The organism is Lysinibacillus sp. GW823-FHT06C08 (assembly GCF_058795135.1).
This window is the reverse complement of the sequence record NZ_JBXAHN010000001.1, coordinates 1,446,648-1,473,311: the sequence shown is the minus strand read 5'-3', so window position 1 is coordinate 1,473,311 and position 26,664 is coordinate 1,446,648. Positions and strand designations below refer to the sequence as shown.

Below are 26,664 nucleotides of genomic sequence, written 5' to 3'. Positions count from 1 at the left end.
AGATAAATGCTGGTAGGGATTTACCCTACTAGCTTTCATTTTCACATTTACAAATAAAAAATAGAAAGAAGGTTTTGTATGAACATCTCAGCCATTATTAAACTAACCGTATCGATGGCACTTTTTGGCTCCATCGGTTTTTTCACCGTTCATACGGGAGTTCCTGCAACAGAGCTTGTCTTTGTTAGATGTATTTGCGCAACCCTCTTTCTAGGAGTATTGTGGCTCATCACAGGTGGACATAAAACGGAGAAATGGGAAAAGAAAGAAATTATTCAAACGATTATTTGTGGCGTTTTCCTAGTGCTAAATTGGGTATTTTTATTTAAAGCCTTTGAGGAAATGTCCATTTCAATTGCGATTTCTATCTATAATTTAGCCCCTATCTTTGTTTTAATTTTAGGCGCTATCTTTTTAAAAGAAAAAATGACCATTCGAGCACTCGTAGCAACCATTACTTGCTTTATCGGTAGTATTTTTATTATGGGTCTTCAAAATTTTGTATCTTTCTCTGAATTTATGCAATCAGGATTTGTTTGGGCCTTACTGTCAGCGGTGTTTTATGCCCTTACTATGCTAACAAGCAAGACCATTACAAACCTTAGCTCCTACGCCTTAACATATATACAAACAACGGTTGGCATTGTGATGCTACTGCCTTTCATCGATTTCTCACTCTTTGAAGGTTTAACCACAACCAATTGGTTCTATATTTTAGGCACAGGATTTATTCATACTGGATTTGTTTATTATTTATTTTTTGATAGTATCCGCAGTCTTTCTACCATTCTAGTTTCCGTACTAGTATTCGTCGACCCAGTTGTCGCGATTTTACTCGATATGCTGCTGCTTGATTTTATGCCGAACTTTATGCAAACTTTGGGCATTCTATTCATCTTCGGCGGGATTTTCTATACGATCTATACACCGAAGAAAAAACGGCTACCACAGGAGGTATCCTAATGGGCAAACTCTTTACAATTGGCGAATTATTAATAGATTTTACGCCAACCCAGCAGCATGGTGACCTAGCCCTTATTGAGCATTTTACGAAGCATGCTGGTGGAGCCCCTGCAAATGTAGCAGCAGTGTGTGCCAAGCTTGGTCAACAGGCTGCCCTCCTAACACAAGTAGGGCAGGATGCGTTTGGTGATTTTCTGAAGAAGACCTTGCAGCTAGCAGGTGTGGATACACAATATATTCGTCAAACGACTGAGGGAGAAACAAGCCTTGCTTTTGTAGCACTCTCTGAAACTGGGGAGCGTGATTTTCAATTTTACCGACGTCATGCTGCAGATCTATTGTATAAACAAGAGTATCTCCCCTCACAACTATTAACAGACAAAGATATCATTCATTTTTGTTCTGTTAATCTTGTGGAAAGTCCGATGAAGTCTGCCCATTTAGCTTTTATTGAGCAGGCACATCAAGCAGGCAGCATCGTTTCCTTTGATCCGAATGTCCGCTTGCCTTTATGGCAGGATGAGACGGTATGTCGAGAAACGATTCTAGCTTTTCTACCAAAAGCCCATATTGTAAAGCTCTCCAATGAAGAACTGTTATTTCTCACAGCCGTTGAAGATGAAATGTCGGCTGTGCACACATTATTTCAGGGACATCTAGAGACGATTATCATTACACATGGAGCAGAAGGCGCAACATTATATACAAAGAAATATCATAGTAAGGTCAATGCTGAGAACGTACAAGCAGTTGATACGACTGGTGCTGGGGACGCTTTTATTGGGGCGATATTAAGTCAATTCCTGCAACATCAACTATCTGTGGATCATTTGGTGGCCTATTGTGAACAGCATGCGATATCCCTGCTTTCGTTTGCAAACCGCTATGCAGGAATCACAACAATGAAGCACGGGGCAATCCCCTCTTATCCTGAACAATTATTGGAATGAATCTAGCATCATTCGAAACTTTTTATCCTTATTTTCCGTATGTACTGGTGAGAAATCAATGGAAGGAGGACCTGCATGGAATCAATAACAAAAAAACGAGCCCTTGCTTTTTTAATGGATACTGCTATTTCAACAGCTGTCACATTAGGCGTAGAGTATTTTCTACGAAAGAAAGTGAAAAGTGAGGTGGTTCATGCACTCGTTACACCGACCGCCATGTTATGGGCATTAGAGTATGCACAGCTTCGTAAAAATGGACAAACCATTGGCTACAAGGCTATGGGACTAGTACTCGAACATGAAGAGGGTCATACATTATCAGACCGTCAAATTATTAAACGCATGGCTTATCGTGACACAATCAGTTCATTTCACTATTTAAAAAATCGCCAAGCTTTCGAGCAACAGCAAGGTCAATGCCTTCCCCATGACAGCTTTGCGGGTACGGTTGTGAAAGAAAAATAAACGAATAGCTGAAATTAGTGGTAGATAAGCAACACAATGACGTATGGAGCATGATGGATCATCGAACACATATCCAACTTTCATAGGTTAACAATAAAATACCTCCTCCCAAGGTCAAGAGGAGGAGGTATTATTTAATGACAATTAACTTCATGCTTTCTTCAATAAAGAGTACGTGGACATTTTACCAACTTTTCAATCCCTAGCACATTTACCAATATTTCTTCATTAAAATATGGGGAATGCCGCAATCCATAAACTCTTCCCCTTCACGCTTATAGCCTAATTTTTCATAAAAACCTTCTGCATACGATTGAGCATTTAATTTAGCTTTTGTCAGACCATTATCGCGGGCAATTTGCTCTAACCCAATAATGATTTCTTTGCCAAGACCAAATTTACGGAACTCTTCTACTATACAAATACGCTCCAATTTACCATAGCCCTCGACTACACGGAGTCTACCCGTTCCTACTGGCTGCTCCTTATAGTACACAAGAATATGATCACATGGTGCTTGCAGTGAATCAAATTCATCATACTCTTCTACCTCAGGTACTTGTTGCTCTTCAATAAAAACTTTTCGTCTAAAATCAAATGCTAATTGTAAGTCTGCTTCAGTTGTTACTTTTTTTATGCTCATGAATACTCCTCCTAGTTTCACTTCAATCATCCTCTTCTCCAGATGCATTTTTCGCCTGAAGATGATACTATTAGTATAGAACTATTTTTATTGCAAATACAATAAAAATCTCAGGAGGATAGAAAATGAAAGAAATCTTACGTGAAATTGGTGCGATCGCACGGGCATTAGACTCGATTAGTAATATAGAATTTAAGGAATTGGATTTAACGAAGGGTCAATATTTATATGTAATCCGAATTTGCGAAAATCCTGGGATCATTCAAGAAAAAGTCGCAGAGCTATTGAAGGTGGATCGCACAACCGCTTCTCGGGCCATTCAAAAATTAGAAACAAAAGGCTTTATTGAAAAAAGAAGTGATCAAGGAAATAAGAAAAATAAATTACTTTTCCCAACTAATAAGAGCTTAGACATCTATCCATATTTAAAACGGGAGGGCGAGTACTCCAACGAACGAGCACTTGATGGTTTTTCTAGCGAAGAAGTCGTTAGCATTCACCATTTACTCACGCGCGTCCTACAAAATATTGAAATTGATTGGGAAGCTGTAAAAAAAGGACAGAAGCGACACTATTAAAGGCGATTCCTGATTTATCCTGATCTGGAATCGCCTTGTACTAGACATGGGTCGCAAATACTCTTTTTAAAACAGCTACCATAAAATCAAGATCTTCATCGGTACAGCAAAGTGGTGGACTTAACGTAATGATATTATTATAGCCCTCCACTGTATCGCCATTTTTCCCAATAATTAAGCCATTCGCTTTACAAGCAGCTATGATGCTTGCCACACGTTCTTCTTTAGCAGGTTTTTGTGAGACTTTATCTTCAACAAGCTCGATACCAACGAGCAACCCAAGTCCCCGAATATCACCAACATAGGGCAGTTCTAATAAGTCTTGTAAGTCATGGAGTAGTTGAATTCCCAAATCTTTTGCTCGTTGTACAAGTCCCTCTTCCTCAATGATCTTAATATTTTCTAATGCTACTGCACAGGCTGCTGGGTTACCACCAAACGTATTAATATGTCGAAAATGACTATAGCCATCTGATGCTTTAAATTTTTCATAAATATCTTTTCTTACTGCTGTAATTGATAATGGTAAATAGGCGCTAGTGAGTCCCTTTGCCATCGTAATAACATCTGGGCGAATACCAAAATGCTGATGGCCAAATAGCTTGCCTGTTCGCCCAAAACCACAAATAACTTCATCGATAATGAGTAATACCCCATATTTTCTACAAATGCGCTCTACTTCTTGAACATATGTTGGTTGTGGAATTAAAACACCACCACCTGTTATGAATGGCTCCATAATAACTGCCGCAATTGTTTCTTTTTGCTCCCAAATAATTTTTTCCTCGATGTCACGTGCTCTTGCTAAATTATATGCTTCAATAGATTGTCCTTTTGGACGGCGATATGGATCGGGTGGGGCAACATGCAGGAAGCCTGGTGTTAAGGGTTCATATTTATATTTACGTAATGCCTGGCCTGTAGCAGCTAAAGCTCCAAGCGAGCTACCATGGTAGGCACGATAACGAGCAATCATTTTATAGCGGGTCCCTTCCCCGTTTTGTTGATGGTATTGTCGTATAACCTTGAACGCTACTTCATTTGCATCAGAACCACTATTCGAATAAAACATCATATAGTCATCCTCTAATAAGCTGTTGATTTTTTCAGCTAATCTAATAGCAGGTTCATGACTTTGTGTTAAAGGAGCATAGCATAGTTTTTTTAATTGCTCATAAGCGACCTTAGCAAGTCGCTCACGTCCATAGCCTACATTGACCGCCCATAAGCCCGACATGCCATCTAAAAATCGGTTGCCTAAACTGTCTGTTATCCAGGCACCTTCTCCCTGTTCAATAATGACGGGTGTATGGTCGTTATAAATGGACATATGGTGCCAAACGTTTTCACGATCTTTTTGCTGTAAGGTATGGGTGAACAGATCACTTCGTTCCATATCATGACCTCCAATCGTGTATCCTAGATGTCTTTTTTGTCTTTCGTCAATTTCTACTATTACGCTCATTCGTGTTGAAATTTTCTGACTTCTCAAACATAATAAAAAATAGACATTGTACATTCGAAGGGCAGGTGCTAATTTATGTCGAAACATCCTCTACTCGTACGTGATGTCCTGAAGCGCAAATATTTTGAATCGGCGAAGCTTATAGCAGGACACCATGGCCTTGAACGCCAAGTTCAGTGGACACATATTTTAGAAATTAAAGATTTTGATACATTAATTAATGGTGGTGAGCTCATTTTAACTACCGGTGTCGGATTACAGTTAGAGCGCGAAACACAAATTGCCTACTTACAAAACCTTATTCGGAATGAAGCAGCAGGGCTTTGTATTGAAATTGGAGACTATTTTGATCATGTACCCGTCGAGCTGATTGCCATGGCGAATGCGCATCATTTCCCAATCATTGTCTTTGAAGAAATAGTACGCTTTATCGATATTACACAAGATTTACATACGTACATAATTAACCAACATCAACAGGCACTTACACAGCTCGATACCCTTTCCAAAACATTTATGGAATTATCGTTAATGCCAAATGGTATTTTAAAAATTTTACAAGTCCTTCATCAAGATACCGAGGCACCATTTTTATTTGTCTCTGAAGATACCAAAAGCTTTTATTATCCAGTCGAAGCCAAAAAGTACTTACGTATGATGGAAGAACATTGTCAGCAGTTAGAACTACAGGAGCCCTTGCATCTTTTATCAATTGACAAGGATCATTTTGTCATTATCCCCGTAAATGGCCTTGGGCAAGTTTGGGGCTATTTATGTATGCATTCTGGACTGCCAAAACCGAGTGATTATACCTTATTAAACTTGGAACGTGCTACGATGTCGATTGCCCATATTTTAATGCGAAATCGCATGCTACAGGAACGTCAGCAAAGCCGTGAGGATGAATTTATTCTTGCGTTAATTCAAGGCCAGCCTGTCGATATCCAATACTATCAAAGCTATTTACCGATTGAAAGTCGTAATTTATTTTACCGTGTCGTCGTGTTCAATCTACATGACGAAGCCAAAGTGGTACCAGAGGAAGAGTGGCAGGAAATTCAATTACAAAATGCCATGTATGTCCGCTCCATCTTAAAGAAGCTAGGATTCTTCCCTACCGTTTCAGTACGACAGCATGAAATTATTATTTTAGCTTTCTATATTGCTGCAGATTATATGAAGGATAATCGAGATTCCTTCGATCAAGCGATAGCACAAATTGTTGCTAGAAAAGCATCGCAATTTTTTGAACAGCTCACCCTTACTTGCGGGATTAGCAATGTTTATCAAACGATAGAAAGTGTCCATCTTGGCTATAAGGAGGCTAAATCGGTTATCCAAATGCAGCATCATCAATTGACTAGCTCCATTTATTATAAGGATTTAGGTGTCTTCCGGTTATTACTACAGCAGGAGCAGACCGCCCTCTTACAATTTGTGAAAGATTATTTACAAGAACTATTATTGCTGGATCAAAAAAATGGTCATGATTTATTCCAAACATTAGCTGTTTACTTAGCTTGCAATGGAGCTAAAAATGATACGGCTGAGCAATTGTTTATCGTCCGTCAAACGCTCTATAAACGAATTGAACGACTAGAAAGTATATTCGGTGCTGATTTTTTACAAGCGCCACATCGACTAAACATTGAAATCGCAGTCAAGGCCTATGAGCTTTTGCAAAAAACAGCACCTGATTTATTACGATTTTGAACGCGGGTCCATAAAATCACGTAAGGCATTACTAAGCATATATAAACCAAGAACAAGAATCGTAATGGCTCCTCCAGGCGCATACGTATACCAAGGGGCACCGATTAAATAAGCCTGTGAATCTTTTAACATTCTGCCCCAGCTAGGGTTTGGTGGCTGAACACCAAGCCCTAAATAGCTTAGTGCTGCCTCTGCTAGCATGGCAGTTGCGAATGTGACCGTCGCCGCGACAATAATTTGCGATGATATATTAGGTAAAATATGACGAAACATGATGCTATGAGGCTTGACGCCAATTAATTTCGCTGCCAATACATACTCCGAGTCACGTTGTTGGACAAAGCCGCTTCGCGCAATTCGGGCAATAGCAGGAATGGCGATAATGCCCAATGCTACGGCCGTATTGACAATCCCTGGGCCAAATACAGCTACTAGCATTAACGCTAAAATAATGCCCGGAAATGCCATTAAAGCGTCCATTGTTCGCATAAATATTTCATCAATCCAGCCACCAACATAGCCTGCAATTCCACCTATGGTAATCCCAAAAAACGTCCCAATTCCTACAGTTAATAATCCAACAGCGAAAGCAGTTTGTGTCCCCTTCATAATTCGGCTAAAAATATCACGCCCGAATTCATCTGTCCCAAAAAGATAAGCACCACCTGGCCCACGCAATTTCTCAGGTATGTTCATGGCGTTGACATCATGAGGTGTATAAAAAAAGCTGACCAACATGACGAGCAAAAAGCCGACAATGACGAGGAGACCAATGGATAAATTCAGTTTTTTAGTATAACGTTGTAGCTGTTTCATTGTATCCACCTCTTAACGTAATCGGATTCTAGGATCTAATACAGAATATAAAATATCGACAATAAAATTTATCATAACTACAGCAACCGTAATATACATGACAATCCCCTGTACAAGTGGAAAATCACGGTTACTAATAGCCGTTATGAGAAGCTGTCCAATACCCGGCAAAGAAAATACTTGCTCCACAATAATTGTCCCCGCTACAACTTCCGCCATAATTAGGCCAAATACGGTTAAAATCGGAATCATGGAATTTTTCAATACATGCTTATACATGACATTGTGTTCAGACATTCCTTTACTGCGAATTGTGCGTACATAGTCGAGCTGAACCTGCTCTAAAATAGCTGTACGCACATATCGGAAGTTCACAGCAATTTGTGGTATCGCAATGGTTAGGGCTGGGAGAAGGAGCGTACTGAGCGCCCCTGCAACACTTTGTGTCCATGGAATATAACCACTAATTTTAAAGAAGCTAAACTGTAAGCCAACGTAAAGAATAAGCATCATCCCTAGCCAAAAGGATGGTACAGCCATCCCAATTTGTGTCACAGTCGATAATGACACATCACTTATTTTATTTTGTCTTCTTGCCGCAAACATCCCTAAAGGTAAGGAAATGAATAAAACAATGAGCAAGGTTATCCCCGCCAACGACATAGTGACAGGAAGTCGATCAAATAATAAATCTTTTACAGGCATTGAAAAACGAATGGAATCGCCTAGCTGACCTGTCAATAAGCCCTTCATCCAATCCACATATTGTTCATAAAGAGGACGATCTAAGCCGAGTTCAGATCGTAAATTTTCAATTTGTGTGGGATCCGCTTCTGTCCCTAACATCGTTCGCACCGGATCTCCAGGTAATATTTGAAAAACACCAAATGTGATGATGGATACTAGCAGGATGGTTGTTATTAACAGGATGATTCGACGTAAAATATACATCATGAGCACTCATCCCTTCCTAGTTTGAAAATTGAACCTCTGACATATCATGGAACCAGAATGGATAGCTCTTAAGCCCCGTCACTTGTTTGTCAGCACCCCAAACAATTTGGTAATCAGCAATATAAACCGCAGTAGCCTGCTCAGCTAAAATTTCCTGTGCTCGATGATAGTACTCAATTTGTTTGGCTTGGTCTGTTTCCTTTAGCACATCCGTCATAATTTTGTCATACTCGTCATTTTTAAATAGGAAGAAGTTTTCACTATCATTTGTAGAAATATAATCATTTAACACCTCGTAGGCTGATGCACGACCTGTTAAATCAATCGTTGTCATTTCATAGTCACGGCCAAAATAAACACGGTCTAGCCAAATCCCCCACTCCACAACCTCAATCTCTACATCAATGCCAATCTCTTGCAAATTAGCAACTGCAATTTGCGCAATATTCGAATACATATCATTGTGGGAAGATACCGTAATTTTTGTTTTGAACCCATCCGGATAACCGGCCTCTGCCAATAATGCCTTCGCTTTTTCTATATCGCGTTTATACATACTTTCTAAGCCCTTCTTTTGGAAATCGCCCATCGCTGGACTCATATTAGAACCAAGTGGGACAGCATAGCCCGCAAATACCGAATCAATAATATCGGATTTACTAATCGCGTAGTTAATAGCTTGTCTAACTTTTACGTTATCGAATGGAGCCTTTGTTTCATTAAATGTGATGATTAAAGAAGAGTTATTATTTTGATGCGTTAAATTGTAGCCCCCTTCAACCTCACTCACACGATGCCATGGTACACTTGTTAGATCAACCTCATTTGCCATCAAGCTCATAATCGCTGCTTGATCATCTGATTGGAAGGTAAACGTAACTTTATTCAAATAAGGTAAGCCTTCCTGCCAGTAGTTATCATTTTTCTTAAGTTCTAAATTTGTCCCTGGCGCGTATTTCACAAAGGCAAAAGGACCTGTTCCGATTGGATTCTCATTATGCTTCCCATCATTACTTTTAGGAATAATAGCTGATTGTCTTGCCGTTAATGAATACAGGAAGTTAGAATTAGGCTCCTTTAATTTAATCACAAATGTGCTGGCATCTGGTGCCTCAGTTGATGCCACGTTATCGAAGTTATTGGACATTTTTTCCCCACCGTTTTTCCCCATTAAACGGTCAAAGGAATATTGAATATCGTCCATCGTTAAGTCATCACCATTATGGAATTTCACTCCTTGGCGAATTTTGAAAGTATACGTTAAACCATCCTCTGAAACTTCATAGCTCTCTGCAAGTCCTTCTTTTAAAGAACCATTTGTTTCTGGCGCCATTAGCCCTTCAAATAAATTCATAATCATTTGATACGAAATGGATGCCGTTGCCTTATGTGGATCTAAAAAATCGGGATCATCATTTACACGCACAACAATTTCCTGCGGCACATCTGCTGTAGTTTGTCCATTAGGACTATTAGAGCTCGTTGAAACTTTCTCTCCATCACTAGAACATGCACTTATGATGAAAACCATCATGAACATTAAGAGTATTACCCCACTGTTTTTCAAATTCATTGTCGTTCCCCCTTCTCCTAAGTGCTTATCTTTTGAATGCTTGTATAGCTTTCCACCCCTGCCAATTTATCTGCCGCTTGAATACCAGCAAGAATAGCTTCCTCCATCACCTTAGTCGCTAAATGTCCCAAGTAATCTAGCGCAAATGTCCGCTCTCCAGTACCTAGCACAAAAATAGTATCGCCATCAAGCATCGTATGGACAGGATAAATCGTTCGGGCAAGAGCGTTTTGCGTAAGCTGGGCAATCTTTTTTGCTTCTGCCTTCGTTAATTTTGCATTCAACGCTACTACGCCAATGGTTGTATTCGTGCCAGCAAGTGCCTCTGATTGTGCATGCTGTTCGAGATAGGCACAGCAATCCAACCACTGTCCTGTTTGAGGATTTCTCGCTCCCGCTAAAATTTGCCGTGTATTAGGATTCTTGACATCACCTACTGCGTTAACAGCCACAATAGCCCCAGCAATGAGCCCATCCTTGCCCGCAATTGATGCACTACCAAGTCCACCCTTCATGGCAAAGTCTGGTCCTGCCAGTTTACCTACCGTTGCCCCATAGCCCGCGCCAATATTGCCATTTTGAAATGAACCTACTTGGGCCGCTTGGGCCGCTTCATAGCCCATTTGTGCTGTAGGTCGAGCTTGAGGATCGCCAATAAATAAGTCAAAGAGGACGGCACTTGGCACAATCGGAATTCTGGCAACACCTGCATCAACCCCAATCCCTTGCTCCTCTAAAAATTGCATGACTCCTGTGGCAGCATCTAATCCAAAGGCACTGCCCCCTGACAGACAAATACCATGCACACGATCAATTTCATTGATGGGATCTAATGCATCCGTTTCACGAGTACCTGGTGCAGACCCTCGAACATCTACCCCACACACTGCCCCGCCTTCCATTAATAGAGCCGTACAGCCTGTAATCCCCTCTTCATTTTCACGATGCCCCACCTTGATACCAGGAACATCGGTAATATTGCCAAACATATCAACCCCTCCACTCCCCAATAAATTAAATATTCAGATTATTTATCATATAAAAAGCAAGCGACTCGCTGATTTGCATTTTCCTCTTGAAGCTTAGGCCTCTCCTGCCGACATCTTTCCATGACATGTGAACAACGCGTATGAAAAACACAGCCAACAGGTGGATTGATCGGGCTAGGTAGTTCACCTTGTAAAAGTACTTCTTGCTTTGACTCATCAAAATTGACGACTGGAATAGCAGATAGCAATGCTTGTGTATAAGGATGCAATGGATGAGCGTATAGCTCCTTTTTCGTTCCTATTTCCACAACCCGTCCTAAGTACAACACCGCCACACGGTCACTTATATGCTTCACAACGCTTAAATCGTGGGAAATGAATAAATAAGTTAACTGAAATTCATCCTGTAAATCCATCATTAAGTTAAGGACTTGTGATTGCACAGACACATCCAATGCCGATACTGGCTCATCCGCAATAATGAATTCTGGATGAATGGCAAGAGCTCTTGCAATCCCAATCCTTTGTCGCTGACCTCCTGAAAATTCATGAGGAAATTTTTGCATGGCATCCTCAGGAAGTCCAACCTTTTGTAGCAATTCCTTCACGCGTTCTTTTCGCTGTTCCTTCGTCAATGTTAATTGTAATTTCATCGGTTCCTCAATAATCGCTCCAATGCGCATTCTAGGATTTAGTGAGGCAAAGGGGTCTTGAAAAATCATTTGCATTTGATTGCGATACGATTGAAGCTTATTGCCTTTTAAATGCTGGATCGGTTGTCCTTTATATAATACTTCTCCGGCTGTTGGTTCAACGAGCTTCAAAATCGTTCGTCCAAATGTAGATTTTCCTGAGCCAGATTCGCCTACAATGCCTAGCGTCTCTCCCCGATAAATTTCAATGGAAATATCATCAACCGCTTTGACCATCTTTTTCTCTTCTTTCATAGACTTGCGCTTCACAGGAAAGTAAGCTTTTAAATGATTAATTTCCAGCAAAACTTCTTTCTTCGTCATGTGCCAGCTCCCCCTTCTCTGTGAATAAATGACAGCGCACTTTATGTGTCTCTTGAATATAGTGTATGGTCGGACTATCCTGATGGCATTGCGCCATAGCATGCGGGCATCGGGGTGCAAAGCGACAACCCTTTGGTAATGCATATGCGGGTGGCACAGTACCAGGAATAGATGGCAGTCTTTTCACCTCTGTTTCAAGACTCGGCATTGTTTTTAGCAGCGCTGCTGTATAAGGGTGCTGAGGATTTAAAAAAAGCTCTCTTACAGGGGCCTCCTCCACTATTTGCCCGGCATACATAACCATGACACGGTCCGCTGTTTCTGCGACAACACTCATATCATGGGTAATGAATAAAATCGCTGATTGATGTTCTTCCTTCATTTTCATCATCAGCTTTAAAATTTGCGCCTGTACGGTTACATCTAATGCTGTAGTCGGCTCATCCGCAATTAATAGCTGGGGATTATTTGACATCGCAATGGCAATCATGACACGTTGCCTCATTCCCCCTGATAATTGGTGAGGATATTCGGCGATTACCTTCTCCGCGTTGGCAATCCCCACCTCCTTTAATAATTGTAATGCTTTTTGCCAAGCATCTTTTTTTGAAACCTTTTGATGTCTACGAATGCCTTCGATCATTTGATTGCCGATCGTAAATACCGGGTCTAATGAAGTCATAGGCTCTTGAAAAATCATACTAATTTCATTGCCACGAATATGGCTCATCTCTTTATTTTTATAGGCTAATAGATTTTTGCCGTTAAAGTTGATAGTTCCTGCTGTAATTTCCCCAGGAGGGATTGGCAGTAAACGCATAATTGCTAAGGAGGTAATACTTTTGCCACTGCCCGATTCTCCCACTAATGCAACCGTTTCTCCCTTATGAATGGTAAAGCTCACATCGTCTACCACTTTTGCCTCTTTGCCATTCTTCAAATGGAATCGAATCGATAATTGATTGACCTCTAAGAGCACTTGTTTATCTTTTGCATGTTCCATAGGCGTCCCTCCCTGTCAGCGTTGAATAGGTGGTGCATAGCGTATGGCAATATTTTTCATTTGCGTATAGTTCCGCAGAGCAACAAAGCCCTTCTCTCGACCAATCCCACTTTTTTTATAGCCTCCGAACGGCATTTGAATACCACCGGCTGCCCCATAATTATTAATAAATACTTGTCCTGCTTGTACACGACTCGCCACATAATGAGCTGTATCGATATTCTGTGACCAAACACCCGCTACTAAGCCATAATCTGTGCTATTGGCAAGAGTAATGGCTTCCTCCACGCTCGTAAATGTTAAAACCGTCAGCACGGGTCCAAAAATTTCCTCCTGCGCTAAAGGATCATTCGGCTGTACACCATCTAGTATAGTTGGCTGCACATAGAAGCCATTTTCATACCCTTCCATCATCAACGGCTCTCCACCAGTGATGACATAGCCATCTTTCTTTGCTTGCTGTAATAATGTAGTAATTTTTGTATACTGACGTTCATTGAGTAACGGCCCCATATCCATGTCCGCCTCACCTGGCCCCACCTGTATCGCTTGAAATTTTTGTACTAATTGTGGGAGAAATGTATCTTTTATACTTTCTTCAATGAGTAGTCGAGCCCCAGCAGAACATGTTTGCCCTGAATTTTGAATAATAGCCCGCACTACCCCATCCAATGCTTGCTCTATATTGGCATCTGCAAAAACAATATTGGGTGATTTTCCACCAAGCTCTAATGTTACAGGGACAACATTTTCCGCTGCTGCCTTCATCACTGCAACCCCAGTAGGGACCGACCCCGTAAAGGTAATATGATTAATATCAGGATGTGATGTTAAATACGGACCCACATCTCTTCCTAAGCCAGTAATATGTTGAAAGATCCCTTTTGGCAGTTTTTCTGCAAGCCACTCCGTGATGGCATGTGTTGTTAGTGGCGTATCTTCCGCACTTTTCACAATAACTGCATTGCCTGTAGCAATGGCCGCAGCGACACTTCGTGCTGTTATTTGAATCGGATAGTTCCATGGCACGATATGTACAGTAATACCAACGGGTTCGAGCACTACTGCATTCAATAGGCCATCCTCAATTGGAATCGTATCCCCCATCACCTTATCAGCCGCTCCACCGTAAAATTCAAAATACCGAGCCGCCGCTTCAATATCTGCCCTTGCTTGCGTTAAAGGTTTACCTACGTCCCGGCATTCTAGTAGACTCCATTCCTCGGCATGCTGACGAATATAATGAGCGAAGTCGATTAATAACTGGCCTCGTTCAAAAGCCTTCCATTGACGCCATTCATCACTTTCAAAGGCTCTCCTTGCTGATCGCACCGCTTCTTCTACATGCGCTTGACTCGCATTACTAATTTGCGCAATGATTTCTCCCGTTGATGGATTGCCCACATCTAGCAATGCTTCTGCATCACCATAAATCCATTCCCCATTAATTAACATAGGAATAATTCTCATCGTATCCCTCCTATAATCCACGACCACCATCTACATGTAAGGTCGTCCCCGTGACCATGCTAGCTGCATCAGACAATAAATAACTAACGGCTCCTGCTATATCAGAAGGCTTCACCAATCGTCCTAATGGGACAGATTGCACAAACACACTTTGCTTTGTTTGCTCAACATCGGCGCCCTGTGCGGCAAATTGCCCAAGCATTTGTGTATCGGCAGGCCCAGGATGAATCGTATTAACTCGAATTTGGTTTGGTGCCAGCTCAATCGCTAGCCCTCTCGTAAAGCTTTCCGCTGCACCCTTCGATGCAATATAGGCTTGTAAGCCAGGTCTAGGGCGAACTGCTGATATGGAAGCAATCGTAACAATAGACCCCTTTTGCTGTTTTTTCATAAAGGGGACAACAGCTTTTGCTGTAATAAATAAACTTTTTACATTGACATCCATTAAGCGATTCCACTCGTCCATCGTTACTTGTTCAATTGGCGTTGCTGCCTGTGCAATCCCAAGTGCATTGACAAGCCCATCAATTCTCCCGTACTTATCAACAATTTGCTGGAAGATGTCATTCACTCGCTCCTCCTGCAATACATTGACTTCAAAGCATTGCAGGGAATCATGTGTTAAATTGGACAGCGCCTTTACAGATACATCAAGCCCTATAACCAGATTACCTTGCTTAAGCTGTTCTTCCATAATGGCTTTTCCCATTCCGCCACCTGCACCTGTCACAACAATCACCTTAGGCTCAGTTGTCATACTATACACCCCCTGCTGTTAAAGTCATATGAATGATTTCCTGACAAATCGCATCGCCCATTTGTGCTGTTGTTGCTTGTCCACCAATATCAGCTGTTTTCACGACGCCTTCTTCTAGCACTTTACTAATAGCTTGGACAATCAAATGTTCTAAATCCTTTCTGCCTTGATGTCCTAGCAGTAAGGCGAGCGACCATATTTGAGCGATTGGATTGGCAATTCCCTTGCCTGCTATATCTGGCGCTGAACCATGCACAGGCTCAAACATTGATGGAAATGTCTTCTCTGGATTTAAGTTGGCTGAAGGAGATAAGCCCAGCCCCCCAACAATGGCAGAGCCTAAATCAGATAAAATATCGCCAAATAAATTGGAAGCCACAACGACTTCAAATTCCTGTGGTCGTTCGACAAAATAAGCAACTAATGCATCGATATAAATGGCTTCAAGCTGTAGTTCTGGTGCAATTTGTGTCACTGTTTTTCTTGTATGCTCATCCCAAAATTTCATGGAATGAATAATCGCATTAGATTTTGTCGCACTTGTCAGCTTGGTTTTCCCATGCTGCTGAGCATATTCACAGGCTGCTCGAACAATTTTTTCAATCCCAATACGCGTCATAATCGTATTTTGAATCGTCATTTCTTGTGGCTGCTGTTGATATAGTCGACCCCCACTATCCGAATATTCCCCCTCAGCATTTTCACGGAAAATGACAAAATCAATATCGTTCCCGCCAACCAGAGGTGAGGAAATCCCTGGCAATGACTTAATAGGACGGAAATTCACATACTGCTGGAAATTTTTCCGAATCGGCATAATGAGTTCCCATACCGTGACATCATCTGGTACGCGAGCATCACCAATAGCTCCAAATAATATCGCATCATATTTTTGTAGTGTCTCCAGTGCATCCTCTGGCATCATGCGACCGTGTGCTAAATAATAATCAGAGCTCCACGGAAAAACCATCGTTGTAATTTGTAAGGATGAATCCCGTTCTTGCACACATTTTACAACCTTTAATGCTTCCTGCATCACTTCTTTTCCAATGCCATCCCCTGGTATGACCGCCATTTTTATTGTTGTCATTGTGCATCACCAGCCAAAAATTTTAATGCCGCTAAACGATAAATAGCTGTTGTTTCCGCCAATTCTTCAATATCTACATATTCATTGATTTGATGAGGAATTTCACGATCTCCTGCACCAACCGTCACTATTGGAATACCATGGACGTGAAGAAACGTACCATCTGTTGCACCAGGAACACCGTTATACTTAGGTTCCTTTTCTGTCACCTCTGCCACTGCCTCGTATATGGCCTGTACAACAGCTTCCTCCTTAGCCGTTGCTGTAGCAGGTCGATTATCAAGGATCGTTAGTTCCACATTAAAATCTGGATCATCTGCCTGTAAGCGTTTAATAATTGCGTCGATTTTTCCTAGTAATTCATCATGATCTTGGGCAGGAACTGTACGAATATCAAGCGTCGTCATACAGTGATCAGGAATGACATTGATTTGTGCATCTCCTTTAACAGGCGCACGTAATATCGTTGGCGTAATAGATGGCCAATTCAGCATCGGGTCACGGCCTAACCGAGCCTGCTCCTCTTTTTCTAGTTTCTCCAGCTCTACAATCAATCGTGCCATTCGCCAGTTTGGATTAATGCCACTCCACGAGATCGCGCCATGTGCCATCTTACCGAAAATATCAACCTGTAAACGAATGGCCCCACGCTGTGCAATACATACATTGTTTTCCTGTGGCTCGCAAATAATAGCCCCATCTACTCCGTCTGCCCAGCCGTTTTTAATAAAATGCTTAATGCCTAGCATGAGCCCCTCTTCATCACAAGGGATACATAAAATAATCTTGCCTGTAAATTCTTCCTGATCTAGTAATAATGATTGACAGGCAGTAATCATACAAGCGAGATTGCCCTTCGTATCATTTGTTCCCCTACCATACATACGTCCTTCAACAATCTCTGCTCCAAATGGATCGTATGCCCATGCATCACGATTACCCTCCGTCACAACATCTGTATGACCCTCAAAAAGTAATGTTTTCCCAGGCTTGCCCGAATCAATAATACCAATAACATTCGGTCGTCCTGGCACAACCTCCTCAACATGTGTCTCTATGCCAATATCCCGTAAATACGCCGCAACAACGTGTGCCACCTCTTCTTCATTACCCTTTGGATCATTCTCACGGTAAACGCTTTCAATTCGTACTAGCTTTTGTGTTAACGCGATGACCGCCTCCCGATCTCGCACGTACGATTTGGTTGTTTTTAAACTAGTTATTGTCATGCAAAGGACCTCCTATTTTAGGGAATATTCTGAATTTATGTTATTTTAACATTGACCCTTCTCTATGAAACTAGACAATATGTTAATGATTCATAGAATGACCTTAACTTTTTGTTTAGCAATAAATCGCTAAAAAACAACTTTTTTTTCTACTTTACACCTATTTTTGATAATCCAAAGAAGATGCATCTATGATAATCAGGATATTGAGTATCTTCATTTCCTTGGAATAAAACTCTCCCCACAAAATAAAAAAACCAGCGGCTGCTGGTTTATTTCTTACATAACTATTGTTGGCGAGATTCGGTCATTTGCTTCCAAACGGAGCCTTTTGCCTCTTCACCTTGCTCGATACGGGCAATCGCCATTTTCACTTGTAGCTTCACTTCGAATTCTTTATCATCTGCGGCCGCTTTTAATACTGGTAATGATTGTTCTGTACCAGCCTCATATAAATACATCGCTGCACGCCAGCGTACCAATTTGTTCTTATCTTGTAGGGCTTGCTGCATGGCGCTTTCAAATTCTACAAAGCCAAGGTCACTCATGCAGTCGCCTGCTGTACGTCGCACGGCAGCACTTTTATCCTGAAGGGCTCTTTCTAAATACGGAACTACCGTAACATCTTCAACCATCCCTAAATATACAGTTGCTAGACGACGAATCGACATTTGCTCATCCTGTAAAGCTACATCTAAAAGTGGTAAATCATCCAGCTCCGGATCAGCCATTTGGTCTAATAACTGGAAGCGTTTCTCCCATTCCGGTTGTTGGAACTGCTCCACCGTTATTTTCAGCTTATTTGATTGAACGATAGCTTTTTCATCGTCATTATTAAGCGCAGCAACAATTTCTGCTAATCGTTCTACAGAATATGTGACATCAATTTCCTGTTTGACCGCTTCTGCGATTTCTTCTAATTCGCCATAGCGCACACCATAATCAATCCATTTACGCTGGAAAATATAGTTTTCATCTACTGCTGATTCAATAATTTGATTAAAAGCATCGACAAAACGATCACCACAGCTCACACGATGTTCACGTTGGTTATCAAACACTTTTACTTGTAGTGGTACTTGCTTATAGAACTGAACATGGACATAAACTTCCCCGTAAAACTCATTAGCTACTATTGTTTCATCTTGCGTTTCAACGTCTTCACCTAATACTTGACGGATACTTGCTAAAATACCTTCCCATGCATATTTGGCATTACGCTCCACCGCAAAGAAATCAGCTACATGATAAACGCCCTTTATCCCCTCAATGGCTAAAATAGCTGCTGCTTCGCCAGTTGCTTCATCTTTATTATCCTTTGTAAAATTATAGCTTTTCCCGAACGGTAGCTCTGTATCAACAACAATCTTCATAGAATTGGGACTTGGTGTCGGTTCAATTGTAATAATCTTCATGTCTATCGCTCCTTATCCATTAACAATTTCATCTAAATAAGACCATCTTTCAATCAGATGTTCATACTGTGCATTGAGCTCATCAAGCTGAGCTGTTAATTCCTGTAGTTTTGTAAAATCTGAACCAGTATTAGCGATTCCCTCTTCAGTCTCCATAATAGCTGTTTCTGTTTTTTCAATATCATCTGCAATCGTTTCCCATTCTTTTTGCTCTTTAAACGATAGCTTTTTCTTATCAGATTTTGGTTTTTCGGACTTCGGCTTTTCAGCCTTCGGTGCCTCAACTTTCGCAGTAGCCGTATGCTCACGCTTCTCCAAATACTCACTATACAGATCCAGCGTTTCCTCTACCTGCCCTTTTCCATCCAAGATCCATAGCTTTTTCGCAATACGATCTAGGAAAAAACGGTCATGGGAAATCGTGATGACTACGCCTGGGAAATGCTCAATGAAATCCTCTAGCACGCCCAAAGTTTCAATATCTAAATCATTGGTTGGCTCGTCTAATAATAAAACATTAGGCTGCTCCATTAATAAACGTAATAAATGAAGGCGCTTGCGCTCACCGCCTGATAATTTACCAATCGGTGTACCGTGAGCATGTAATGGGAATAAAAAGCGCTCTAGCATCTGAGCCGCTGAATAGCGGACACCCTCTGCATCTGTAATGTCATTCGAAGCCTCACGTATATATTCAATCATACGCTCATTTTCATTCATTTTCGGTAAAGTTTGCTTGAAATGAGCTAGCTTTACTGTTGATCCAACAAGAATTTCACCTTGGTCTGGTGAAAGCTCTCCTGCTAGCATGTTCAATAAAGTAGATTTTCCTACACCATTCGCGCCGATTATGCCAATACGGTCCCCTTGCTGGAGTAAAAATGAAAAGTTATCTAAAATCTTTTGCTGGCCAAATGCTTTCGAAATACTTTCAGCCTCTAGCACTTTACGCCCTAAACGTGTTGTAGCAAGTCCTATTTCCAATGAAACGTCCTCAGATCTACGCTCTAAATTATCCTCCAACTTTTCAAAGCGTTGGATACGCGCTTTTTGTTTAGTGGAGCGTGCCTTCGCACCGCGACGAATCCATTTCAACTCTGAACGATAACGGTTGCGATCCTTCTGAGCAGAAGCCGCCTTCATTTCCTCACGGATGGCTCGGGCCTCTAAAAAATCACCATAATTTCCTGTATGACGATACAGGGTTTGATCGGCTAGTTCGTAAATATGTGTCGATAATTCATCCAAGAAATAACGATCATGGGTAATAAAAATAACTGCGCCCTTTAGTCGTAGCACCATCTCTTGAAGCCACTCTGTTGCTTGCACATCCAAATGGTTGGTCGGCTCATCTAATAGGTAGAGGTCTGCTGGTTCAATTAATACTTTAGCCAATGCTACTCGTTTTTGCTGACCGCCTGAGAGCGTTAGCACTTCTTTATCAAATGTTTCAATGCCAAGCTTTGTTAAGGCTGTTTTTGCAAGCGCGTTGACATCCCATGCCTGCTCTTCATCCATACGCTGCTGCAAGCCAAATAAAGTCTTTTGCAAACTTTCAGATGTAGGATTTACTGCTAGTTCAGCCACTGTTTCCTCATATTGACGATTCAGTTGTAAAACCGGTGAGTCACCAGCAAAGACTGCTTGTAAAACCGTTTCTCCTGATTGGAATGTCGGTTCCTGTGGTAAATATGCGACACGGTATTTATTGGGGCGATCCATTGTGAGGGTATCCGCTTCGATATCCTCTGCTAAGATCGATAACAGGGTTGATTTCCCCGTACCATTAATACCGATTAGGCCTGCTCGCTCACCCTCATAAATGGTAAATTCAATATTTTCAAAAAGCGTTTTATCGCCAACAGTTTTTGTTAAATTTTGTACAATTAAATGACTCATTCCACTATTCCATCTCTTTCATGTTAGGTATTGTTCATGCCCTCACTACTTTTATGTAGACGATTATTGATATCCAATATTCATCATAACATCAATTGACATGTAAACAAAGAACAACAAACTATCAATGGTTTGTCCTATCAATGTTCCTATTCTCCTGTAAATACGTGTGCATTATCTGACAAAGTTTCATGACTCCTTGCTCTAGTTCATGTGGTTCTGGATAGGAATAACTAATTCTCATATGGTGATATTGAGGCTCTCCCGGATAACAAGCAGAGCTGGGTAAAAAAGTAATATGGGCTTGCTGCGCTTTAAACAACAGTTCATCTGTATTGCCATTACTAGGCAGAGACACCCAAATATTTAACCCTCCTTTTGGTTCCATCCACGTAACGCCTTGTGGTGCATATTTGTTCAATATTGCAATCGTCTGATCTCTTCTTACTTCAAGCGCAATGCGTAATTTTTCTAAATGGACATGCATGCGTTCTGATCGTAAAAAAGGAATCAATGCCTTTTGTGTTAATAGTGGATTGCCCGAATCGGCAAAGGATTTGGCTGATAGGAGCCTTTGATGGACAGTGCCATTCGAGATGATGGCTCCAATTCTACAACTAGGTGCTAACGATTTGCTAAATCCTTTTAAATAAATAACATGACCACTTTCATCTAACGCTTTAAGAGTAGGTGGCGGTGGATTATCGTCAAAATAAATTTCATTCCATGAATCATCCTCTACAATAAGAAAGCCGTATTGTTGGGCAAGGTCTAGTAACTCTCTTCGTCTAGTTTCGCTTAAAACAGTTCCTGTAGGATTCTGAAATGTTGGGTTTGTATAGATCAGTTTTGGTTGTTTGCTTAAACATAATGTCGCTAGAATAGTTGTCTGCATACCTTCTGCATCTACTGGAATCGGAATAATATGGGCTCCACGATTTCTAAAGACATCGATTGCTGCTGTATAGGTAGGAGCTTCGGTAATGACAATGTCTCCTGGTCCAATAAATGTTCTAGCCACTACATCAATTCCTTGTTGAACACCATTTGTCACAATAATTTCTTGAGGTGTTGTTTCAATGTCACCATACTTTTGGACATAGTCCCGAATTGCCTTTCGTACATCTTCATCACCTTGTACAGCCCCATAGCGCGTAACAATCTGAGGATCCGCGAGTAAAATTGCCACGATTTCATTCGTCAAATAAACTGAGGGTAATAACCCCGGATGGATGGTTGCACTTGAAAATTTCAGCGCATACTCTGTTCCTTTATTTAACATGGATTGTGAACGTTGAATGTAGTCGGGGATCGCTAATTGCCAATTGTAATTACGTTGGCTCACATGGATGCTCCCCAGTTCATTTTTACGCACGAATGCCCCCTTGCCATGTACCACTTGAATATACCCATTTCTTTCTAACAATGCATAAGCCTTGCTAATCGTTACAGGGCTCACTTGATTTTCTTTAGAAAAGCTCCGAATAGAAGGTAATTGACTCCCCTCCTGTAGAAAACCTGATCGTATTTTTTCTGTCATAATATTTGAAATCTGATGGATTAAGGTTTGATCTGATTGACGGTTTAGCTTTATTTTCATTGACCCTCCAACTGTTATAGTCATAATTTGACTGTTATATATATCACTATATAGTGTAGAGGCAGAAATAGCTAAATTTAAAATGAAGGGAAATGATGATCCATGACGAACATGAAGCAAGATCAGGAAAATATTGAAACGATTTTAACGGATGTTGTGCACCATGCTGCCAAGTTTTTTACCAGTCTTGAAGAAAGAGCCGTAACAAGTCAAGCTTATAACGTACCAGCTTCAACACTTCCTGAAGTAGGACATGGCGCTCAGTCGATACTTCAATACTTTTCACAGCATTATGCTGAAGGCTTAAGCGCCAGTGCAGGTTCAAGATATTTAGGGTTTGTTACAGGTGGGGCTACGCCTGCTTCGATTGTTGGAGATTGGTTAGTCAGTATTTACGATCAAAATCTATCCAATACCCAAGATTCTGTAGCAGGCTCAATGGAATTAGCGACGATTGATATGTTAAAGGATTTATTGCTAGTGAGTGAGGATTTTCAGGGAACATTTGTCAGCGGGGCTACGATGGCTAATTTCGTAGGACTTGCACAAGCAAGAGAGTGGGTGGCGCAATACTATGGGAAAAGCACTGCGATGGATGGGTTATATGATATCCCACCTATAAAGATTGTCAGTGGTACGCCACATTCAAGTATTGTCAAAGCAACTTCTATGCTTGGCATTGGGAGAAAGTCTATTCATCTTATTCCATGTCAGGAACAGCGTGAAGCGATCGATATCACAAAATTACAACAATTCCTTGAGGACAATCAACAAGAACCCTGTGTTGTCGTAGCAAATGCGGGAACCGTCAATACGGTTGATTTTGACGATTTACTAGCAATTGGCAAGCTCAAAAAGCGCTATAATTTCTGGCTTCATGTAGATGCGGCTTTTGGAGGCTTTGCTGCTTGTTCACAAAAGTATCATCACTTAGTCGAGGGCATTAACCATGCTGATTCTATTACGATTGACGCACATAAATGGCTGAATGTCCCTTATGATGCGGCTATGCAATTCACCCGACATCAATCGTTACAAGTAGCTGTATTTCAAAATAATGCTGCCTACCTTGGTAGCTCGCTTGAGAATCCGAATTTTAGTGATCTTACCCCTGAAAATTCACGACGATTCCGGGCGTTGCCTGCTTGGTTCTCCCTACAAGCTTATGGTAAAAAAGGCTATCAACAGTTAATCGAACAAAATATACTGCTAGCTCAGCAGCTTGGTCAAAAAATAGAGCAAAGTGACCAATTTACTTTGCTAGCCCCTGTTCGTTTAAATGTTGTGTGCTTTGCCATAAATCATGAGGCATTAACAGCCGAAATGAGCAAACAATTTTTGACGACATTAAATCAACAAGGCAAAGTGTTCATGACACCAACTGTTTACCAAGGTGTGCCAGCTATACGTGCGGCTTTCAGCAATTGGCGTACAACCACAGAAGATCTAACTATTATTTGGGAAGCACTAACGACAGCCATACAATCCTTTTTCCGCGAGTCCCTCTAATCGATGATATCCAAATGAATAACAAGGGCGAATGCACAAATATATTTGTAAAAATTTATTACGATTTACCAGCTATGAAATCGCACAATATGGGAGTACTGCATATTTCATTTTAAAAAACTTCAAATTACAATAAAATGATTATGTCAAACAAATATGCAAATAAAACAACACAAACCGCCTTCAATTGAAAGGCGGTTCGTGTTGTTTTATTGACCTATTTCATGTTGTAATTGCTGTAAAAAGCTTTCCATAAATTGATGACGTTCAAGTGCCATTTGCTTGCCCTTTTCCGTTACCATTAAATCCTTTAGGAGCAATAGCTTTTCGTAAAAGTGAGTGACAGATGACGTATTTTTTTGACGATATTCTGATTCCGACATATTTGTGCGTGCTTCTTCATCCTTATCATAAAGCTTGCGGTCTTTCGCACCACCATATGCAAATGTTCGAGCGATGCCAATGGCTCCAATTGCATCTAAACGGTCTGCATCGCGAACGATTTTCGCTTCCATGGATGTAGCCTCTAGCTCATTTCCACCATTAAACGATACTTGTGCAATACAATCTCGAATATGTTGCTTTTTTTCCTCGCTAACAGGGAGCTCTGCAATAAGCTGTTCCTCCTGTTCCTTACTATCGGTATACTTTTTGTCGCTTACATCATGCAGCAGCACTGCAATTTTAACAACTTCTGCATCTGCTGCTGGCTCTGTATGTAAGATCGCTAGTGCATTTTGATAGACACGCTCAATATGTTGGAAATCATGGCTAGCGTCAAACTGTTCATAAATTTCTCGTACTTTACTCATTAAATAATCCATAGTTCAAACTCATTCCCTTCCTACACGATTATACTGTATTTATAGCCCTCACGAAAAATAAAAAATCAATACCTTTTCAATTGACTAATTTTTCAGAATATTATAAGATAAACTTGCAGAACAAACAATTTGTTCTGTACCTCATATTTTTCAGCTATGTACAAACAGCTATGTGTTTGACAGAATGAATATCAACTTCAGCGGGCTTACAATTGAATAGTATGTTTGCAAGATGACATAAGTAAAGAAAACCAATCATCAAACAAATAAAAGTGAACACTTTCCCTTAGAAATTCTTTGTTTAACCCGCATAGCATGATGTACAGCCGAAAATTGTGAACAACAAGTTAGTTGTTTTTACGACCAAAAGGTTATTATTAAATGGAAGCCATGTGTAATTGTTTTTCGTTATTGGTTGTTACCTTCTTCAAGTTGTATGAACGTAGCTCCTCCCTTTAATGAAAATCGTACACGATGATGACTGCCAGTTTATGAAACCACGTGAATGAGTCGTACAAACACAATGAAGATTCATGTAAGCCAAAATTGTTAGAAGTTATAAAGGAAGTAGGAACGATCGTGATAAAATGTAATACCTTCCCGCTGAAGGACGAATAAAAGCTGCCCATCTTACAGTCATGTAGATGATGGCAGCTTTTATTAGTTTATTTGCTAGTTAACAGTAGATCCTACAACACGCCCTTGATGACCTCATCAATTTCTTTTAATAGCTCTTGATTTTGCATCGTTGAACTTAATTTTAAATGAGATTGATCAACATGGATGACCGCCACATGCATTCCTTCTTTTATGCTCGCACTTGGAACTGGCAGCATCTTTTCCGTATCAAATGTCATGATAAGATCTGGAAATTTCGATTGTAGCTGTCCTTCTTTCGATAACGTCATATATTCATTCCAGAACGTCAAATCGTAATCGCCAACGGATAATTTCCCTACGTCAAAGCCATTTTCCTTCGTTAATGAATAATGTTGGACCTTACCGGTTACGATATGCACCCCATTCAATTGCTGCAAAATATGGGTCAATTTATCGTCAAAGGTTTGTCCATTGAGGAAACGATAGCCAAGCTCAATAGCCATTGTAATGGCATTCGGTGCCCCATGTTTCTGTAAATAATCTATCGTCACAGGATTCCTCGTCACACCTACTAACCCTCCTGCTAAAATAGACGCTTGTCGTGCCGTTTTAGCCGTGTTTTGTAGTGGGCCTTCCACAAATCCTTGGACCGCAAAGTCATCTTTGCCACCTGCGTAAAATTGTACTGATTGATAGTCTTCCTGTTCATGAAGATTTAAGGAACCCATAATACCCGTTGGATGTGCCCGCCCATTACAAGGAGCATCCACGACAGGCACTTTTAATAAAACTGACTGCAACCAGCCATTAATCGTTGTGATGGCACCATTTTCATTGGTAATGATGCCTTTTAAACGGTGATTGGTATGTGTGTTCATATTGCGATAGCTCCAGCAAAGCTGCTCGTTCGAAATATATTGATCGGCTGCTGAAGGTGCGCCTACCATTGCGACGCACGCCACTAAATCTTGGCCATCTAATTCTGTCAGATCGACTAATTGAGGATCCCCGGCTGCAAAAATTTCCTCCAACAGTTTGAGTCCTTCCTCTAGGAGGCCACCTCCGCCTCCGCCAAGGATTGCACCTCCATACACAGCAGCAATTCCATCCTCATACGTTAATACTTTTGCCATCGAGCATTAC

Annotated in this window: 23 protein-coding genes; 6 read left to right on the top strand and 17 right to left on the bottom strand. The window is 40.9% G+C overall.

Annotated elements, in window-relative coordinates; all coding sequences use genetic code 11:
• The first annotated feature begins 78 nt into the window (after positions 1-78).
• The 3 genes from AC1Q6O_RS06895 (at position 79) to AC1Q6O_RS06885 (ending at position 2,378) form a co-directional block, all read left to right on the top strand.
• Positions 79-963: a DMT family transporter gene (locus tag AC1Q6O_RS06895; protein ID WP_025115015.1), complete on the top strand. Its 885-nt coding sequence runs from the start codon at positions 79-81 to the stop codon at positions 961-963.
• Positions 963-1,913 (top strand): carbohydrate kinase family protein, encoded by a 951-nt coding sequence (locus AC1Q6O_RS06890; protein WP_089985009.1) that lies wholly within the window; start codon positions 963-965, stop codon positions 1,911-1,913. The genes AC1Q6O_RS06895 and AC1Q6O_RS06890 overlap by 1 nt, the downstream gene beginning before the upstream one ends.
• Positions 1,914-1,988: 75 nt before the next feature.
• A complete protein-coding gene (locus AC1Q6O_RS06885) occupies positions 1,989-2,378 on the top strand; it encodes an RDD family protein (protein WP_008180252.1) in 390 nt (129 codons plus the stop codon).
• Between the two features lie 211 nt (positions 2,379-2,589).
• Here AC1Q6O_RS06885 and AC1Q6O_RS06880 read toward each other — a convergent pair whose 3' ends face one another.
• Positions 2,590-3,021, bottom strand: coding sequence for a GNAT family N-acetyltransferase (locus tag AC1Q6O_RS06880; RefSeq protein WP_043990712.1), 432 nt, complete (start codon positions 3,019-3,021; stop codon positions 2,590-2,592).
• 125 nt (positions 3,022-3,146) lie between these two features.
• On the opposite strand from AC1Q6O_RS06880, the gene AC1Q6O_RS06875 reads away from it, so the two are divergent.
• A complete protein-coding gene (locus AC1Q6O_RS06875) occupies positions 3,147-3,599 on the top strand; it encodes a MarR family winged helix-turn-helix transcriptional regulator (protein WP_008180249.1) in 453 nt (150 codons plus the stop codon).
• A 40-nt stretch (positions 3,600-3,639) separates the two neighbouring features.
• Here the strand turns inward: AC1Q6O_RS06875 and AC1Q6O_RS06870 are convergent, their stop codons facing one another.
• A complete protein-coding gene (locus AC1Q6O_RS06870) occupies positions 3,640-4,995 on the bottom strand; it encodes an aspartate aminotransferase family protein (protein WP_043990711.1) in 1,356 nt (451 codons plus the stop codon).
• A gap of 144 nt (positions 4,996-5,139) precedes the next feature.
• On the opposite strand from AC1Q6O_RS06870, the gene AC1Q6O_RS06865 reads away from it, so the two are divergent.
• Positions 5,140-6,777: a PucR family transcriptional regulator gene (locus AC1Q6O_RS06865; RefSeq protein WP_008180245.1), complete on the top strand. Its 1,638-nt coding sequence runs from the start codon at positions 5,140-5,142 to the stop codon at positions 6,775-6,777.
• On the opposite strand, the gene AC1Q6O_RS06860 is transcribed toward AC1Q6O_RS06865, so the two are convergent.
• From AC1Q6O_RS06860 to pdxR, 13 genes are all read right to left on the bottom strand, one after another.
• Positions 6,766-7,593 (bottom strand): ABC transporter permease, encoded by an 828-nt coding sequence (locus AC1Q6O_RS06860; RefSeq protein WP_008180243.1) that lies wholly within the window; start codon positions 7,591-7,593, stop codon positions 6,766-6,768. The two genes, AC1Q6O_RS06865 and AC1Q6O_RS06860, sit on opposite strands and share 12 nt — an antisense overlap.
• A 12-nt stretch (positions 7,594-7,605) precedes the next feature.
• On the bottom strand, positions 7,606-8,547 hold the full coding sequence (locus AC1Q6O_RS06855) for an ABC transporter permease (RefSeq protein WP_036125000.1): 942 nt from the start codon (positions 8,545-8,547) through the stop codon (positions 7,606-7,608).
• Positions 8,548-8,563: 16 nt separating this feature from the next.
• Positions 8,564-10,120, bottom strand: coding sequence for an ABC transporter substrate-binding protein (locus AC1Q6O_RS06850; protein WP_096364098.1), 1,557 nt, complete (start codon positions 10,118-10,120; stop codon positions 8,564-8,566).
• Between the two features lie 17 nt (positions 10,121-10,137).
• Positions 10,138-11,109, bottom strand: a complete 972-nt coding sequence (locus tag AC1Q6O_RS06845; RefSeq protein ID WP_089985015.1) for a P1 family peptidase — start codon at positions 11,107-11,109, stop codon at positions 10,138-10,140.
• 38 nt (positions 11,110-11,147) lie between these two features.
• The gene (locus tag AC1Q6O_RS06840) at positions 11,148-12,125 is read right to left on the bottom strand and encodes an ABC transporter ATP-binding protein (RefSeq protein WP_089985017.1); all 978 of its coding nucleotides are present in this window, start codon (positions 12,123-12,125) and stop codon (positions 11,148-11,150) included.
• Positions 12,094-13,128, bottom strand: a complete 1,035-nt coding sequence (locus AC1Q6O_RS06835; protein ID WP_089985019.1) for an ABC transporter ATP-binding protein — start codon at positions 13,126-13,128, stop codon at positions 12,094-12,096. Before AC1Q6O_RS06835 ends, AC1Q6O_RS06840 begins: the two co-directional genes overlap by 32 nt.
• Positions 13,129-13,143: 15 nt before the next feature.
• On the bottom strand, positions 13,144-14,598 hold the full coding sequence (locus tag AC1Q6O_RS06830; protein ID WP_089985021.1) for an aldehyde dehydrogenase family protein: 1,455 nt from the start codon (positions 14,596-14,598) through the stop codon (positions 13,144-13,146).
• 10 nt (positions 14,599-14,608) lie between these two features.
• On the bottom strand, positions 14,609-15,355 hold the full coding sequence (locus AC1Q6O_RS06825) for an SDR family NAD(P)-dependent oxidoreductase (RefSeq protein ID WP_008180228.1): 747 nt from the start codon (positions 15,353-15,355) through the stop codon (positions 14,609-14,611).
• Position 15,356: 1 nt separating this feature from the next.
• On the bottom strand, positions 15,357-16,445 hold the full coding sequence (locus AC1Q6O_RS06820) for a tartrate dehydrogenase (RefSeq protein ID WP_090001795.1): 1,089 nt from the start codon (positions 16,443-16,445) through the stop codon (positions 15,357-15,359).
• Positions 16,442-17,674: a M20 family metallopeptidase gene (locus tag AC1Q6O_RS06815; RefSeq protein WP_089985024.1), complete on the bottom strand. Its 1,233-nt coding sequence runs from the start codon at positions 17,672-17,674 to the stop codon at positions 16,442-16,444. Before AC1Q6O_RS06815 ends, AC1Q6O_RS06820 begins: the two co-directional genes overlap by 4 nt.
• Before the next feature lie 287 nt (positions 17,675-17,961).
• Positions 17,962-19,089, bottom strand: a complete 1,128-nt coding sequence (locus tag AC1Q6O_RS06810) for a conserved virulence factor C family protein (RefSeq protein WP_008180221.1) — start codon at positions 19,087-19,089, stop codon at positions 17,962-17,964.
• 12 nt (positions 19,090-19,101) lie between these two features.
• Complete coding sequence (locus AC1Q6O_RS06805; RefSeq protein ID WP_089985026.1) at positions 19,102-20,988, bottom strand: ABC-F family ATP-binding cassette domain-containing protein; 1,887 nt, start codon at positions 20,986-20,988, stop codon at positions 19,102-19,104.
• Between the two features lie 124 nt (positions 20,989-21,112).
• Positions 21,113-22,588, bottom strand: coding sequence for a MocR-like pyridoxine biosynthesis transcription factor PdxR (pdxR, locus tag AC1Q6O_RS06800; RefSeq protein WP_043990709.1), 1,476 nt, complete (start codon positions 22,586-22,588; stop codon positions 21,113-21,115).
• Between the two features lie 111 nt (positions 22,589-22,699).
• Between pdxR and AC1Q6O_RS06795 the strand changes: the two genes are divergently transcribed.
• Complete coding sequence (locus AC1Q6O_RS06795; protein WP_492401011.1) at positions 22,700-24,097, top strand: pyridoxal phosphate-dependent decarboxylase family protein; 1,398 nt, start codon at positions 22,700-22,702, stop codon at positions 24,095-24,097.
• Between the two features lie 209 nt (positions 24,098-24,306).
• Here AC1Q6O_RS06795 and AC1Q6O_RS06790 read toward each other — a convergent pair whose 3' ends face one another.
• Together AC1Q6O_RS06790 and AC1Q6O_RS06785 are read right to left on the bottom strand one after the other, a co-directional pair.
• Positions 24,307-24,921 carry an HD domain-containing protein gene (locus AC1Q6O_RS06790; RefSeq protein WP_089985030.1) on the bottom strand — a complete coding sequence of 205 codons (615 nt, stop codon included), beginning with the start codon at positions 24,919-24,921 and terminating at the stop codon, positions 24,307-24,309.
• Between the two features lie 689 nt (positions 24,922-25,610).
• On the bottom strand, positions 25,611-26,654 hold the full coding sequence (locus tag AC1Q6O_RS06785) for an S-methyl thiohydantoin desulfurase domain-containing protein (protein WP_089985031.1): 1,044 nt from the start codon (positions 26,652-26,654) through the stop codon (positions 25,611-25,613).
• Between the last annotated feature and the right edge of the window lie 10 nt (positions 26,655-26,664).